Origin of the sequence: Botrimarina hoheduenensis (assembly GCF_007859815.1) — a bacterium.
In the GTDB taxonomy this organism is placed as follows: Bacteria; Planctomycetota; Planctomycetia; order Pirellulales; family Lacipirellulaceae; genus Botrimarina; species Botrimarina hoheduenensis.
The window spans coordinates 103530-118803 of record NZ_SJPH01000004.1; the positions used below are offsets into that span (position 1 = coordinate 103530).

The 15274-nt window shown below is 63.0% G+C and carries 16 protein-coding genes; all 16 read left to right on the top strand.

Features of this window, described 5'->3' with window-relative positions; all coding sequences use genetic code 11:
* Nucleotides 1–27 precede the first annotated feature (27 nt).
* The 16 genes from Pla111_RS10425 to fliQ all read left to right on the top strand — a co-directional run bounded on the left by Pla111_RS10425 (nt 28) and on the right by fliQ (nt 15230).
* Nucleotides 28–1158: a FliG C-terminal domain-containing protein gene (locus Pla111_RS10425; RefSeq protein ID WP_146574091.1), complete on the top strand. Its 1131-nt coding sequence runs from the start codon at nt 28–30 to the stop codon at nt 1156–1158.
* Nucleotides 1159–1167: 9 nt separating this feature from the next.
* Entirely contained in the window at nt 1168–1836 is a 669-nt protein-coding gene (locus tag Pla111_RS10430; RefSeq protein WP_146574093.1) for a FliH/SctL family protein, read from the top strand.
* 20 nt (nt 1837–1856) lie between these two features.
* On the top strand, nt 1857–3239 hold the full coding sequence (locus Pla111_RS10435) for a FliI/YscN family ATPase (protein WP_146574094.1): 1383 nt from the start codon (nt 1857–1859) through the stop codon (nt 3237–3239).
* Between the two features lie 47 nt (nt 3240–3286).
* Nucleotides 3287–3763, top strand: a complete 477-nt coding sequence (gene fliJ, locus Pla111_RS10440; protein WP_146574096.1) for a flagellar export protein FliJ — start codon at nt 3287–3289, stop codon at nt 3761–3763.
* A gap of 62 nt (nt 3764–3825) precedes the next feature.
* Nucleotides 3826–4527 carry a hypothetical protein gene (locus Pla111_RS10445; protein WP_146574099.1) on the top strand — a complete coding sequence of 234 codons (702 nt, stop codon included), beginning with the start codon at nt 3826–3828 and terminating at the stop codon, nt 4525–4527.
* Nucleotides 4528–4559: 32 nt separating this feature from the next.
* Entirely contained in the window at nt 4560–6017 is a 1458-nt protein-coding gene (locus tag Pla111_RS10450; protein WP_146574101.1) for a flagellar hook-length control protein FliK, read from the top strand.
* A 38-nt stretch (nt 6018–6055) separates the two neighbouring features.
* Nucleotides 6056–6811 carry a flagellar hook assembly protein FlgD gene (locus Pla111_RS10455; RefSeq protein WP_146574103.1) on the top strand — a complete coding sequence of 252 codons (756 nt, stop codon included), beginning with the start codon at nt 6056–6058 and terminating at the stop codon, nt 6809–6811.
* A 108-nt stretch (nt 6812–6919) separates the two neighbouring features.
* Entirely contained in the window at nt 6920–9385 is a 2466-nt protein-coding gene (locus Pla111_RS10460) for a flagellar hook-basal body complex protein (protein ID WP_146574105.1), read from the top strand.
* Nucleotides 9386–9484: 99 nt separating this feature from the next.
* Entirely contained in the window at nt 9485–9712 is a 228-nt protein-coding gene (locus Pla111_RS10465; protein ID WP_146574107.1) for a flagellar FlbD family protein, read from the top strand.
* Between the two features lie 6 nt (nt 9713–9718).
* Nucleotides 9719–10489 (top strand): motility protein A, encoded by a 771-nt coding sequence (locus Pla111_RS10470; RefSeq protein WP_146574109.1) that lies wholly within the window; start codon nt 9719–9721, stop codon nt 10487–10489.
* A 93-nt stretch (nt 10490–10582) separates the two neighbouring features.
* A complete protein-coding gene (locus Pla111_RS10475; protein WP_146574111.1) occupies nt 10583–11284 on the top strand; it encodes an OmpA/MotB family protein in 702 nt (233 codons plus the stop codon).
* Between the two features lie 68 nt (nt 11285–11352).
* Nucleotides 11353–11907: a flagellar basal body-associated FliL family protein gene (locus Pla111_RS10480; protein ID WP_146574113.1), complete on the top strand. Its 555-nt coding sequence runs from the start codon at nt 11353–11355 to the stop codon at nt 11905–11907.
* Nucleotides 11908–11952: 45 nt separating this feature from the next.
* The gene (gene fliN / locus Pla111_RS10485) at nt 11953–12579 is read left to right on the top strand and encodes a flagellar motor switch protein FliN (protein WP_146574115.1); all 627 of its coding nucleotides are present in this window, start codon (nt 11953–11955) and stop codon (nt 12577–12579) included.
* Nucleotides 12580–12843: 264 nt separating this feature from the next.
* Nucleotides 12844–13962: a flagellar biosynthetic protein FliO gene (locus Pla111_RS10490; RefSeq protein ID WP_146574117.1), complete on the top strand. Its 1119-nt coding sequence runs from the start codon at nt 12844–12846 to the stop codon at nt 13960–13962.
* Entirely contained in the window at nt 13955–14926 is a 972-nt protein-coding gene (fliP, locus tag Pla111_RS10495; RefSeq protein WP_146574120.1) for a flagellar type III secretion system pore protein FliP, read from the top strand. Before Pla111_RS10490 ends, fliP begins: the two co-directional genes overlap by 8 nt.
* 37 nt (nt 14927–14963) lie before the next feature.
* Entirely contained in the window at nt 14964–15230 is a 267-nt protein-coding gene (fliQ, locus tag Pla111_RS10500; RefSeq protein WP_146574122.1) for a flagellar biosynthesis protein FliQ, read from the top strand.
* Nucleotides 15231–15274: the final 44 nt, after the last annotated feature.

The following is a 15274-nucleotide window of genomic DNA, read 5'->3' on the forward strand; positions in this document are numbered from 1 at the left end:
TTCCCTCTCCTGTAACGAACCGTTCACGTGAAACCGGCCGATTCCACACCGATCCGCAAAGCGGCCGTCTTCTTTCGGAGCCTAGCGCCCGAAGCGGCGGCCACGATGCTGTCGCGTCTCTCCCCGGAAGAAGCAACTCGGTTGCGGTCGGCGATCCGCGCGCTCGGAGAGATCGACCCCGACGAGCGTGAAGCGGTGGCCCGTGAGGTTGCTGAGCCCGCTGTCTCGCCGCAGACCAAGCCGGCCCCCTCCCCTACTCCGCAAGCAAAGCGCTCCGCAACCGAAGCAGACGGCGGAGTCGAGCTAATGCTCAGCGGGATTGCGATGGCGTCAGAAACAGCGCCCACAACGCCACGTCGCCCGAGCGTTCCCGCCCCGATCAACGAGCAGGAAGACCCGTGGCTTGATTCGCTCAACGAAGCCGAACCCGAGGCGATTGCCGGGTTCTTATCACGTGAGCAACCACAAGCCGTGGCGCTCGTGCTTTCGCGGCTGCCCGACGCGCTGGCCGCGGCAGTGCTCGCGCAGTTTGAGCCCGCACGGCGTGGTGCCGTGCTGCGCCAGCTCTCGCGCACCGGTGAAGCGGATCCGAGCACCTTGCGCGTGATCGCCACGGAACTGGCCAACTGGATTCAACAGCATCGCCACACCCGTCAGCAGCGCGCCGAACGGCTGGCCAAAGTCGAAGCGATTGTCGGGGCGCTGCCGGTGGCAGACCGCGCCGGAATCGTCGAGCAGCTCGCGGAGAACGATGAAGAGCTCGCGACGCTGCTGAGCCGCTTCGCCGCTCCAACGCCGATTGTCACGCCAACCGACTTGCCCTCCTCAAGCGAGATCGACCGTCAGACGCCTCCGCCGCAGCCCGTCGAACCCCAGCACGTGGTGTTTGCCCGCCTAGTACGTGTGGATCCTCGCCGGCTGCTGGAAGGGGTACGACGGCTGCCGCCGCGTGTGGCACTGCTGGCACTGGTTGAACTCCCCGAGCCGGTTTTGCGGGCCGTGAAGAAACAGCTCCCTCGTTCCGCAGCACGGGATCTAAGCCAGCGGTTGGCAGCGATCACTCCGGTTCGACTCCGCGACGTGGAAGCATCGCAGCGCGCGCTCGACGCACGGCTACGCTCGCTGCGGTCCGGTACTCCTTCCCCCTCAACCCGTTAGGCCTTTCCGATGGCGACGATCCTACGCCGCGACGGAGCGACCGCCCCGCCCGCGAGCGAATCCCGACATCCGCTGTCGTTCGCGCTGAGCGACATGTCGATTCATGGCGATGCGTACGTCACGCAGATCCGGGCCGAGGCGTCCAAGATCGTGCAAGCCGCTCGCACCGAGGCCGCGGCAATCCGCGCCGCCGCCGAGGCCGAGGGCCGGGCCAGCGCCGAATCCGCAATGGAGCAAACTGTCCAACAGCGTACTGCTGCGCGGCTGGGCGATCTGCACACCGCGATCGAGAACGCCGTTGATCAGCTCCGAGACGCCCGTGGCGAGTGGCTCGCTCATTGGCAGACGGCAACCGTGCATCTGGCGAAATCGCTTGCCCAGCGCCTCGTACGCCGCGAGCTCCAAGCGGATCCGTCTCTCTCCGAAGCATGGGTCCGCGAGGCGCTGGAGCTTGCCGCAGGGGCGAGCGAGATCACGGTCCGACTCCATCCCGAGGACCTGGAAAACGGCCGTGTGTATGTGGAGCAACTCGCCGGCGTGCTCCGCGGTGTGAGTGAAACGGTCGTCGTCGGCGACGCCACGATCGAGCGCGGCGGATGCGTCGTGGATACCAAATACGGCCGGATCGACCATCGGCTCGATGCCCAGCTTGATCGGCTTGCGCAAGAACTGCTCTGAGCTTAAAAGACCAACCGAACATGACCTTCGATATCCCCACAAACACGCTCGACGAGGCGATGTCTGCTTCGCTGTCCGGCACGGTCGTCGAAACGACCGGCATGCTGGCAACGGTGGCGGACTTTCCTGCGCCGGTCGGTGCCGCGGTCGAGATCCGCACCTCGAGCGCTGCGCGGATCGCGGCTGAAGTCGTGGGGTTCAAGGGACGTCTAACGATGATCTCGCCGTTCGGCTCGCTGGCGGGAGTGCGTAAAGGGCACACCGTTATTCTGCGCCGTACGCGTCGCACGCTGCCCGTGGGCGACGCTCTACTAGGCCGGGTGCTGAACGCTCACGGAGAAGCCGTCGATGGCAGGCCCCAGCCCGCACGCTCGTCTCGACGTGATCTGAATCCGGCTCCGGTCCCGGCGATCGATCGCCCGCGGATCGATGAGGCGCTGCCAACCGGTGTGCGTGCGATCGACGGGGTGCTGACCTGCGGGCGTGGTCAACGGTTGGGCGTGTTCGCCGGAGCCGGGGTCGGCAAGAGCACCCTGCTGGGCATGATGGCGCGGTACTCACAAGCTGACGTGATCGTTATCGGTCTGGTCGGAGAGCGGGGCCGGGAAGTGAACGAGTTCTTGGAAAGGGATCTTGGTGCCGACGGGCTCCGTCGCTCGGTCGTAGTGGTTTCCACCAGCAACGAGCCCCCGCTCATGCGCCTCCAGGCGGCCGGGGCGGCAACCGCCATCGCCGAGCACTTTCGCGACCAGGGTAAAGACGTGTTGCTGCTGATCGATTCGATCACCCGTACGGCGCTGGCAAGCCGCGAGCTAGGTTTGGCGGCGGGCGAGCCCCCCACCACGCGGGGCTTTCCCCCTTCCACCTTCGCCATGCTGCCGCAGCTTGTGGAGCGAGCCGGACGGACGCCACGCGGGAGCATCACCGCTTTCTATTCGGTGCTCGTCGAGGGCGACGATCCGAATGATCCGATCGCCGACACCATGCGGGGGCTGCTTGACGGCCACTTGTGGCTGAGCCGCGATCGTGCCGCTAAGGGATTCTATCCGGCGATCGATGTGGGCCAGAGCATCAGCCGCTTGATGCCGGAGCTTGTGCCTGCCGAACACCTCGCCGCGGCAGGTGCCGTCCGACGGCTGATCGCCACCCGAACCGAGAACGAAGATTTGATCGCCGTTGGGGCCTACCGCCGCGGAGCCGATCCGGCGATCGATGCTTCGATCGAGCTGGGACCCGAGATCGATCAGTACCTCACCCAAGCCAACCAAGACCACATCACGGCTGAAGACGCCAAGCAGCAGTTGCTGGCTTTGGGCGTCAAGGCGGCCGCGTTGTTGGCCCGTCAGCGTCCCACCGGACCAGCACCGAACGAGATGACCCCGAATCTGCGACGCGCCAGCTGATGCTGACAAGAACCGCCCAATAAAACACTAACGCTCTCCGTTTCGCAATGTCTCGCAACGCCTTTCGCCTGGACGCCGTCGAGCGCTTTCGCAAGTCGCAACGCGATGACGCGCGCCGTCAACTCGGCGAAGCCTTGCGAGCGGCCAACGTTCTCGAACAACAACAAGCCGATTTGCAACGCGAGATCGTAGCCGCCGGGGCTGCCCGACACCCCGAGATCGGTGCCGTGATCGATACCGCAAAACTGCTTGCCGCAGGGCGTTACGACCTGGTGCTGCGTGCTCGTTCCCAAGCGCTCGTGGAGAATCTGCAGAAAATCGAACAAGAGATCAACCGTCGGCGTGAGCGGGTCGCCAACGCCGAGCGCGACGTGCGGGCGATGGAACAGCTCCGCGCACGGACTCTCGCCCGTCAGCAACAAGAGCAACAGCGGCGCGAGAATCGCGAAGCCGATGAGTTCGCCCTACGCGGTCGCCGCCAGCGGATGATGAACGACGATGCCCCCTTGCTGCCACTGAATTAGGCCGACGCTTTTATTAACTGAACCCTGCTTCGTTTACCAGCTAACCAAATCTACCGAGTCCGATGCGTTTACTCCTAGCCCTAATCGGATACGCCTCAACCGCCACGGTGATCGCTGCCGTGCTGGGGGTGGGATACTTGTGGCAGGCTGACCAACTCAACGATGAGAAGGTCTTCCGGATGGTCGCATTGATGCACGGGGTGGATCTCGATTCGGTAGGAGACACGCAGGAAGAGGTCACGCAGACGACGCCCTCTGAGCAGCCCTCGATCGACGAAGTGAACCGCATGCATCAGCTGGCGCTGCGGGATTACGAAGTTCGACAGAACGTTCTGCAACGCGGTTCGAGTGAATTTCAGTACCTGCTCGATCGCCTGGTCGCCGAACGAACGCGCTACGACGATATGGCGCAAGAGCTAAACGAACGGATCCAACAAGAGAAAGACCTGCTGCAGAAAGAAAGTGTGCAGCGGGTCATCAAGGTTCTCAAGTCGGTCAAAGCGGCCGAGGGCAAGGACCTGCTCTTGAAGTTCCTGCCAGAGGGAGCCAATGCCCAGGCCCGCCAAGAAGGCAAGGATCAGGTCATCCGCCTGCTTAACGCACTCCCTGCTGACACAACCCAGGCGATTCTCAAGAAGTTCAAGAGCCCCGAGGAGCTGGAGGTTCTGCACGAGCTGCTCGACGAGATGCTCGACGGGGGAGCGCCCCAACGGGTGCTCGATCAAACCCTCGAACAGCTCAGCAAACGTCAGTTAGAGAACTAATCGCCGCTAGCCCGCGGCACGAGGAAAGCGCTATGAGCCAACTCACGCCCTCCACATCGTTGCTCGCCCTGACGGCACCTCCGGTGTCCCCTGCGCGCACAACGGAAGCCAACTCCGATGCGTTCGGCGATGAGTTGCGGAGCGCCACCGGGGGTGAATCCACGGCCAGATCAGAAAGCGGTCGCGCGTCGGAGCGATCGGATAAAAAATCTAAAGACAAGCCAACCGAGGCCAGCACCAGCGATCAAGCGGCCGATCAGCCCGCTCCAACCAGCGCGTCCAACGAAAGCACGGAAGAGACCGCGGCGACCGAAGAGACCGACGAAGCAGCCGACACGCCGGTATCCGACACGCAAGCCGTCGCCGCAGCCACAACGCTCATCACAACCGAAATCGCTGCTGTCGAAGAGTCGGCAACCAGCCCTTCTGACGCTTTGTTGGACGGTGCCGCTGCCGACTCGGCAGGTTCGGCAAGCGCAGCCTCTGCCGACACCGATCTTCCCTTGCCGTCATCGGGTCCCTCGGTGCCGACCGCGCAGCAGGGGGAAGAACTCGCTGAACCCCGCCCGGCTCCAACCGCCGTAGCGGCATCGGTCACGGAAGTTCTACCCGCCGACAAAGCCCTCGATACGGCTCCCGTGGCAGAAGTAGCCGCCGTGGGGGTGGCCGTGGCCCCGGCGAACGATAACGAGTCGCCGACCAAAGAGACGCCTCCACAAGGCGCTACTTCGCAAGACACGGTCGGCCCCGAAAGCGCCGTCCCGATCAGCCGTTCAGGAGAGAATAGCAACCAATCCGCTGAGGAGCGTTCGGCGGACCTGCCGCAAGAGTCTGAACAACAACCCGCGGAGACTCCTCCAAAAGAGATCGCGAAGACGGCAGCTGCCGAATCGTCCGATCGTGCTAACGGTACAAGCGGATCCGCAAAAGCACCGATCGAGAGTTCCGCACCACCGATCACCGTTGCGAACGTATCGCGTGCTAGCACGGCGGCTGCCGAAGCGCCGCGCGGGGGAGAGCCCCGCGCGGAAACGCCGAATGTCGATCCGGCCCGCTTCGTCACACGCGTGGCGCGCGCTTTTGATCTTGCGCAAGAGCGTGGCGGTGGGCCGATCCAGTTGCGGCTCAGCCCGCCCGAACTCGGGTCCATCCAGCTGCGGATCGAGGTTGCCGACGGCGTGATGACCGCCTCCATCGAAACCGAGAACCATGCCGCGCGCAACGCTCTCCTCGAGAACCTACCCCAGCTGCGTGAACGGCTCGCCGAGCAAGACATCCGCCTCGAGAAGTTCGACGTCGATGTCCGCGATCAAGGCCGTCAGCCCGATCTGCCCAACCAACGCGATCGAGAGCCGCAGAACGACAACGGCAGCGGGCGTTCACAACCAAGAGAACGCCCGGCACCGCCCCACGGTGCCGCAGAAACCGGCGTCAATGCCTTACCGATCACCATCCGCTTTGACAACGACCGCATCAACGTTGTCGCCTGAAACCAGCGCCTTTCCGCCTTACGAAGGACCACGCCAAGATGGCACGGATCAACGACACCACCGCCGCAGCGAGCGCTTCAACGCCCACGGCTAATTCGGTCCAGAATCTTGATCTCGATGTTTTCCTCAAGATCATGCTTCAGGAACTACAGAATCAAGACCCGCTCGATCCGATGGACAACGCCCAGTTGCTTCAGCAGTTGTCCCAGATCCGCGAGATCAGCTCGAACGACAAGCTGACCGGCACACTGGATTCGGTGCTGCTAGGCCAGAACGTGGCGACCGCTACGGGGCTGATCGGAACCGAGGTCGAGGGCATCACCGATAGCGGGCAGCGAGCCAGCGGGCCGGTCCAAAGAGTAACAATCAACGACGGGCAACCGGTTCTCGACCTCGCCGTCGCCACCCGCGCCAAAGCGGGCGACACCGAGGGGCAGATCGACACGGGGCGCTACACCTACGAGGTCGTCTGGGAGACCGATGACGCCGTCTTTAGCGTCCAGACTCAGGTCGATACGGCTGAACTGGGCGAAGATTTTGAAGGCTCGATCCGGGTCGAGAACCTACCCGAGACCAGCGTCTCCAAGCGAGTCTATCGCACCGATAAGAGCGGCTCCGGCGAGCAGCGTCTGGTGGGCGTCCTCGCGAGCGGCTCTTCAACCACCTTCACAGACACACTGGCTGATAACCAACGGCAAGCCGAGGTGCTAACTGGATCGCGACAGGTGCTGCAGTTTGCCAGCGCGGTGAAAGTCAAGCTCTCGAACATCAATCAAGTCCGCACGCTGCAATAAGAACACGCGGCAACACAGCGGCTCCGCGGGACGGGGCCACGCGTCGGGGGGGCCTGACGCGTCTGCAAGAATACAAGCCAAAAGCCTTCGAAACGGGAGTGAATTAAGATGGGTCTTCAATCTGCGATGACGACTGCCCTTACCGGGCTGCAAGCCGCCGAGACCTCGATCGACGTTATCGGCAACAACATCGCCAACTCGAACACAGTGGGGTTCAAGGGCTCGGACGTGATCTTCGCGACCCAGTTCTTGCAGACCCAGTCGATCGGCTCGGCCCCGAGCAGCTCGTCGGGCGGTACGAATCCACGCCAGATTGGTCTGGGTGTGAAGGTCGCTCAGATCAGCCCCGACTTTTCCCAGGGCACCATCGAGATCAGCTCCAATCCGCTCGACCTGGCCATCCAAGGGGACGGGTTCCTCGTGGTGCAAGGCTCGCAAGGCGAGCGATTGTTCACCCGCAACGGGCAGCTCTCGCTCAACTCGATCAACGAGGTTGTCACCTCGACCGGTAACCGCTTGCTCGGCTACGGAGTCAACGATCGGTACGAGTTGCAGACCGCTACCGTGCAGCCGATAACGATCCCCCTCGGGGCGCAGCGTGTTGCACAATCCACCAGCGAAGCGCGGTTTGCTGGCGTGCTCAATCCGGAAGTCGAAGCGGCCTCAACTCCCGCGGTCGTCACCTCCGAAGTGCTGGGCGACTCTACGGTCGCCTTCCCCAGCGATACGGATGTCGCGGGGGTCGGTGTTGCCTTGCGCGAAGCGCCCGCGGCGGGTACCGCCGCGGAGAACACCAGCGCCACTACTACGCTCGGCGCCGGCACCTACCGGTACCGGGTCGCCTTCCGTGACGGCGACGGCAACATCAGCAGCGCCTCGACCGAGTGGTCAGCCACGATCGGTGCGACCTCATCGATCGACATCTCCGGCTTGCTACCAGCCGGGTCTACCTTCCCCGAGTGGGTGCTCTACCGCACCGAGGCTAACGGCTCCGATTTCTTTCAGCAGGGCATCTATTCGACCGCTGCAACACTCCCCATCAACGATGCGGTGGGCGACGTCGCTTTGGCTGCCAATCCGGCTCTCGACACACGCGCAGTGGATAATGGCACGTACAACTACTACGTGACCTACTACAACTCGACAAACGGGGTCGAATCGCGGCCTTCAGATCAGATCTCGGGCGCGGCGGTCTCGACCGAAGGGAGCAGCATCCGGCTAGACCTATCGGTGCTTGATCCCCCGCCCACAGGATCGGGCTTCAACCAGGTGCGGATCTACCGGAACGCTTCGGGCGATACCTCGACCTACTACCTCGTTGATTCGGTGACCGCGGCCACCAGCACCGTGCCGATGGCGGCCTACATCGACAAGTCACCCAGCAGTGATTTGCTCACGGCAAGCACCGAGCTCGACTTCGATGGCCCCCGTGCCGGCAGCGGGACGGCGCTCGTGAATCTCCAGTCACGCAACGGCGACACGTACGACAACCCCTTTGATCTGGGAACCGCCACGAGCGGCGTGCTGCGCTTCGGCGGTGAACAGGGCGGTTCGCTGCTCGAACCACTCGAGCTGACGATCGACAACTCGACAACGGTCCAAACCCTTATGGACTTCATGAGCGACGCGCTCGGACTCCAGCAGGCGTCAAACGTGAGCGACTTTCCGCTACCCTCAGGAGGCGGGTCGATCTCGATCAGCAACGGACAGCTGGTCGTCACCAGCAACTACGGTGAACAGAGCGCTGTCGATATCCCGTTGACCGCTTTTCGACTCACCCCCGACGGCGCTTCGGCTCCTGACCCGGTGAACGTCGCGTTTTCGCAGACGCAGGCCGCGAACGGTCCGGGCACGACCACCGAGTTCTTGGTGTACGACTCGCTCGGATCGCCGCTGACCGTGCGGATCAACACCGTGCTGGAATCAAAGAACGCCAATAGCACGACCTACCGGTGGTATGCGAGCAGCGGCGACAGCGCCCCCACGCCCCCCGATCAGTCAACCGTCGTAGGTAACGGCGTCATGGTGTTCGATAACCGGGGAGACCTGATCAGCGCTCCGAGCGCGCGGATCAGCGTGTTTCGCGAGTTATCGGCGAGTGAGTCGCCGCTGGAGATCGATCTGAATCTCGATTCGGTAACCTCGCTGGCTGAAACCGACGCCGCGGGCAATCCCACCAGCAGCTTCAACATGACCAGCCAAGACGGCTTTCCGCCGGGCGTTCTGACCGACTTTATCATCACCGAGAGTGGTGGCATCCTTGGTCAGTTCTCAAACGGCACGCAACGCACGCTGGGGCAGGTGGTGATGGCCCGTTTCGCGAATGCCCAGGGCCTGCGTCAAATCGGCGACAGCTTGTTTGCGCAAAGCGTCAACTCGGGCGAAGCCCTGATTGGCGACCCCGGTGCCGACGGTCTGGGAAGCCTGACCGCCGGAGCCGTCGAGCTCTCCAATAGCGACATCGGCCAGGACCTGGTCGAGATGATCCTGGCCCAGACACAGTACCAGGCCGGTTCTCGGGTTATCTCGGCCGCGCAGGAACTGCTGGACGAGCTCTTGGCCCTGCAGCGATGAGTCGCGGCAAATCGTCCGGCAGCGCCACCGCCGTAAGCTAAGGTTCCGCGGGCCGAGCGTGCGCCACCGCGTCCGCTGACGGTCGTAAGGCTTGTAACGATGATCCGACTCAATCGACTCGACGGCGAGAGCTTCCTGCTCAATGCAGAGCTGATCAAGTACGTCGAGTCGCGGCCGGACACGTTTATCACGCTGACAACAGGTGACCGCATTGTCGTTTCGCAACCGCCGGACGAAGTGCTTCGCTTGACGCTTGAGTACCACCAGACCAAATCGCTGCTGCCCCCCGCAGCACGTCGTCCAACGCAACCGGAACCCCACGCGTAGCCCGTCATGGACATCGCCACCGTCGTCGGCGTTGTAGTCGCCATTGCGCTGATTCTCGCGTCCATTGTCGTGGGCGGCGGAAGTTTCGTGGCATTCATTGACGCCCCCTCGATGATGGTCGTTATTGGTGGTGCCATCGCAGCGACGCTCATCTCGTTTCCGCTGCCCAATTTTTTGGGCATCTTTGGCGTGTCGATGAAGGTCGTTTTCTGGAAATTAGACTCGGTTCCCGAACTGATCAAACAGATCGTGAACCTCGCTGAGACCGCTCGCAAAGACGGCCTGCTGGCACTCGAGAGCCGTGTTTCAGAAGTCGAGAACGACTTTATCAAGCTCGGCATCCAGATGGCGATCGACGGCACACGCCCCGAAGTGATGGAGGACATCCTCCGCACCGAGATCGACGCCGTCGCCACACGCCACCGTGACGGCAAAGCCCTGCTGGACTGCATGGGGCGCTTTGCCCCGGCCTTCGGCATGATCGGCACGCTGATGGGACTGATCATCATGCTGGGCGATATGAGCGATCCCTCGAAGATCGGTGCCGGCATGGCGGTCGCGCTGCTGACCACGTTGTACGGTGCGATCGCGTCCAACGTGGTCTTCCTGCCCTTCGCCGAAAAACTGGGCTACACCAACAAACAAGAGCTGCTGGCGATGGACATCGTGCTGCGGGGCATCATGGCGATCCAGGCCGGCGAGAACCCGCGCGTTATCGAACAGAAGCTCTACACGTTTGTGCCCCCCAAGGCGCGTGTCGCGGAAGAAGCCGCTTAACGGTAAACAAACCGTTCGTTTGGTGGCACCGCAAGCCGCCTGATCACTAGCGAAGTTCCTGAACCACTTTCTCCCCTAACCGCGAGTCACAAGATGGACGACGACGAAGGCGGTGGAGGAGATATCCCCGAGTGGATCGTCACGTTTGGCGACATGATGTCGTTGCTGCTAACGTTCTTCATCATGCTGGTCTCCATGAGCGAGATCAAAGAAGAAGAACAGTATCAGGCGATGCTCGCGTCCATGCGGCGGCAGTTTGGGCACGAGGCCTCACTCGCCTCGATGATCCCGGGCCAATCACCGCCCATGAACTCATCGATGCAGTCCATTGCCAGCATGGGCCGCGCCAAACGTAAAGATATTGTCCGCGGCGGCAACAAAGTGAAGTCCGTCACGGGCGAAGACAACCTCGTGCGGACCATCCGTCCCGGACAAGACACCACCGTTGGCGGCGTCATTTTCTTTGACGAAGACAGCGCCGAACTCGACTCCGAGGCGCGTGACCGCCTCCAAGAGATCGCCGCGCAAGTCGCCGGCAAACCGCAGAAGATCGAGATCCGCGGCCACTCGACCCGCAAGCCGACCGACGGCTTCGACCACTGGAGCCTCGCCTACCAACGCTGCCGCGTGACACTCGACTTCCTGGTCGAGGCGGGGATCGAGCCCAAGCGGATCCGGCTGGGATCGGCCGGCATGTACGAGCCCCTCGACAAGCGAACCGCCGAATCGAGCCGCAAACGCAACGCCCGGGTCGAGGTCCTCATGTGGGACGAGCCGGTCGATCTCACGAATTGACCTCTTTTTTAACTTCTTCGAATCCCCCCACCTAAGCCAGCGTCGCCCGCCCCAACCGGAAGTCAAGCATGTCCGAAACCACCCCCCCCGACACCAAGCCAAGAGGCCCCGGCATGATGGGTCTTATCAAGGCCGCGGTCATTGTCGCCGTTTTGGTGGTCGTGGAGATTGTCGCCGCGGCCATGTTGATCCCTTCGGCAGAAGATACCGAAACGCTGGCGCGCGATCTGGCCCGTGCTAGCAAGGGCGAAGATTTGGCAGCGAACAGCGACAAGGACGCCGCGACACTTGCCGAAGGGGAAGCCACCAGCGAAGTCGAACTCGGCTCGTTCAACATCACCCGCTTCGACCCGGAAAACGATACCACGCTGAATATCGATTTCACCGTTTTCGGCGTCGTGCTAGCAGCCGAACAGGTCGAATTTCAGGAAGCCTTCGCGGCGCATACCAGCCGTATCCAAGAACAGATCGTGATGACGATGCACGGTGCCCAGACAAGCGACCTCTCAACGGCCGGCTTGGGGTTGATCAAGCGGCAAATAGTTGAGAAGACGAACCGTGCGGTCGGCAAGCCGCTGTTGCGCGAGGTCGTGTTCACCAAGATCAACTTCGTGCAACGCTAGCAACGTGGCGTTATCGCTCTCCCTTGCAAGCCAGGATGGCCCAAGATGTCCGACGGATCGGACCAAGTTGATCAAGATGAAATCGAGAAGCTCCTCGCGATGTCGCGAGGCGGGACCGACAGTGCGCCGGCTGAGGCCCCCAAGCCATCGGCAAGTGGCGGTTCGGCCGGAGATGATCATTCCTTGCAACAGGATGAGATCGAAGCCTTGATGGGCGGGGGTAGCACGGCCACCGCCACCAGCACCGCCGCCAGCCCCGTCGCCGCTGCCGTGACCGAGGCTTCAGGCAACGATATCGAACTCTTGCTGGATCGGGCCGAACAGGCGATCGCCTCGATCGATAGCCCAATCAATGATCTGCCCGAAGGGGTCGCCCCCTTCCGGCTGGAAACCTTTGGCGGCAGCATTGCCAACGAAGACGGGGCCACTCTCGACTTGGTGCGAGACGTGCAACTCGACCTGCGGATCGAGTTGGGCCGAACCCGCATGCCGCTGGAAGACGTCCTGCGCCTGCGTCGTGAGGCGGTCGTGGCGCTCGACAAGCTAGCGGGCGATCCCGTCGATGTATACGCAAACGGTCGGCTGATCGCTCGTGGCGAGGTGCTGGTTCTCAACGACAACTTCTGCGTGCGGGTCACCGAGTTGATCGTTGGCGACGCCGCGGTTGCCTAGAGCGTATCGGACGAAAGTCCGGCGGCAGTGACGGTCAGCATCCGCATGCTTGCCACGAGTAAGCCGCGACGGCTATCTGGAGCGCACGCGAAGTGCAGGTAGCTCAGTGCAGGTAGCTCAGTGCAGGTAGCTCAGTGCAGCGCTGCGACTTCGTTAGCGCTGCTAGCGTGGTTTGCTCTGGTCGGCTCGACGAAGCGTCGCCTATAAGCCAGATCGCGCCCGGGATGCTCCGGGAGGTTCCGTGATCCAAGACCTGGCAGAGCGATGCAACCGCGTCGAGACTTTCTATGCCTGGCCCTCCTCGTCGGGGGCTTCGCCCCGGTTTTAGCCGCGGACCGCGATCTGCTCAGCGTGCCGCGTGGCGTGCGTAATCGCCCGGGGGTAAGCAGCTTTGGCCCTGCCACGCTGCCACGATCCGCCAAACCCACCGCGACCACCCAAGAAACGACGCCGGCATCCGAAACCGATCCGTTCGTGTTGCAAAGCACCTACCAGCGCCCGCCGTCGGCCGCGCTCCGGGAACCGAGCGGAATCTCGCGATCCGAAGCGGCACCGAGCCTGGCGAACACGCTGACGGTCATCGGTGCGTCACCAGCCGTCACGGCGGCACTCAAGCCCTCGACGCCCCGCATCGAGCCGGACGAGACACCCAGCAGCCCAGCCCCCTCACTCGCCGAGCCCGGCGTTACGCCGCTGCTGTCGCTGGAGTCGGCTGCTTCTTCAACCGCGGTGCCAACCGCCGTCGAGCGTGCCGAGATCGGTTCCGCAGGCAGCGTTAACGCCGCCCCGTCAGACGAAGCCCACCAACAAGACATCAACGATAGCGACACCGCCCAAGCAGCGCGTCATCGCATGCCGGCATTCGCTGCTCCGCAGCCCACCGAACGCGTAAGCTCAACCAATCCGCTCGACGCGCTCAAGAGTTGGGAACCAAAAACCGATTCGCTCGTCACCGCGGGATCGGGACTCGCCCTGGTCATCGGCCTGCTGATGGTGACCGCGTGGATGATCCGCAAAGCACAACCGCGTTCGGCACGGTCACTGCCGCGCGAAGTAGCCGAGGTCTTAGGTCGAGCCCCCCTGGGCGGACGGCGTCACGCGCAGCTGCTTCGGATCGGCAACAAGCTGGTGCTGGTGGCGATCAGCCCCGACTATGCCGAAACGCTTTGCGAGATCACCGACACGGCTGAGGTTGCGCGGCTCCGCTCGATCTGTGAGCACGATGCCGGAAAGGGCTCCTCGGCCGCTTTCGACGAGCTCTTCGGCCAGATGTCGGCCGAACCAAGCCAAGACGGATTCCTCGGCGATACGGTCCACAGCTACGACGCCCGTCGGCTTGCCGAGGCCTACGCCGACACCCCCGGGGGACGCCGCTATGCGTAAATCCCCCGAATGCCGCCGCGCTGCACTGATCTGCTTGTTGGCCGTAAGCGTGCTGTTGCTGGCGGGCCCGCCAGCCCCGGCCCAGTCCACGTCCTCAAGCGAGTCCGCTCGGTCCGTGGTCACTAGCGGCGGGAGTTCGTCGGCAGCCAACACTTCGAGCTCCACCGCAGCGTCGCCCGGTGCCGAAACGGCTCGTGTGATTAGCGAGCAAGATCCCGAGGGATTGCTGCAGGGCATCGGCGGTCCCGAGGAATGGACCAAGCCCGAGCGGCTCAGCTCGACGCTGCAAGTGATGCTGCTGATGACCGTCATCAGCCTCGCGCCCGCGGTGCTGTTGATGACCACCAGCTTTGTCCGCGTGATCGTGGTCCTCGCGCTGCTGCGACAAGCCTTGGGAACGCAGCAAGCCCCTCCCGGGCAAGTCATCACCTCGATCGCGCTGTTCATCACCCTGCTGTTGATGACGCCGGTCTGGAAAGAGAGCTACGATCAGGGCGTGAAGCCGTACACAGAAGGGCAGCTTTCACTGGACGAAGCCTTCGCGGCAACGGCCAAGCCGATCCGCACTTTTATGGCGGACCAGATCACACGCACCGGCAATCACGACGATGTGCGGATGTTCCTCCAGCGACTTCCGGACGAGCTCGATCCGCAAACGGGCGAGCCGTTCGCCGACTACGACTACGTGGTTGCCAGCGAAGGCGTGCGTGTCGTGCCGCTCGCTGCTTTGCTCCCGGGTTACATGCTCAGCGAGCTCAAGACCGCGTTCTTGATCGGCTTTCAGGTGTATTTGCCGTTCGTGATCTTGGACATCGTTGTGGCGAGCATCACGATCTCGATGGGCATGCTGATGCTGCCCCCCGTGCTGATCTCGCTACCATTCAAACTGCTGCTGTTCGTGCTGGTCGATGGTTGGCGGTTGGTGGTCGAGATGCTGCTCGAGAGCTTCACAATCTATCTGTAAAAGGACTTCGCCCTGTGCGGGGCGATGGGGATCGGCGATGGACCCTGATCTAGCGGTAGACCTCGGCCGGAAGGCGCTGTTCGTGACCGGATTGGTCTCGGCACCGATCCTGATTGCCGGCTTGGTGGTCGGCTTGGCGATCGGCCTGCTGCAAGCGCTCACACAGGTGCAGGAGCAAACCGTCGCTTTCGTTCCGAAACTGATGGCGATGGCCGTGGCGCTCGCGCTGACGCTGCCTTGGATCCTGCAGCAGATGATCGACTACTCTCAGGCCCTGATCGCGGGCATCCCGGGCAACTTGTAACTATCGTGTCCGGCGCCGGCCACGCCCGCCGCTGTCTCGGCCCC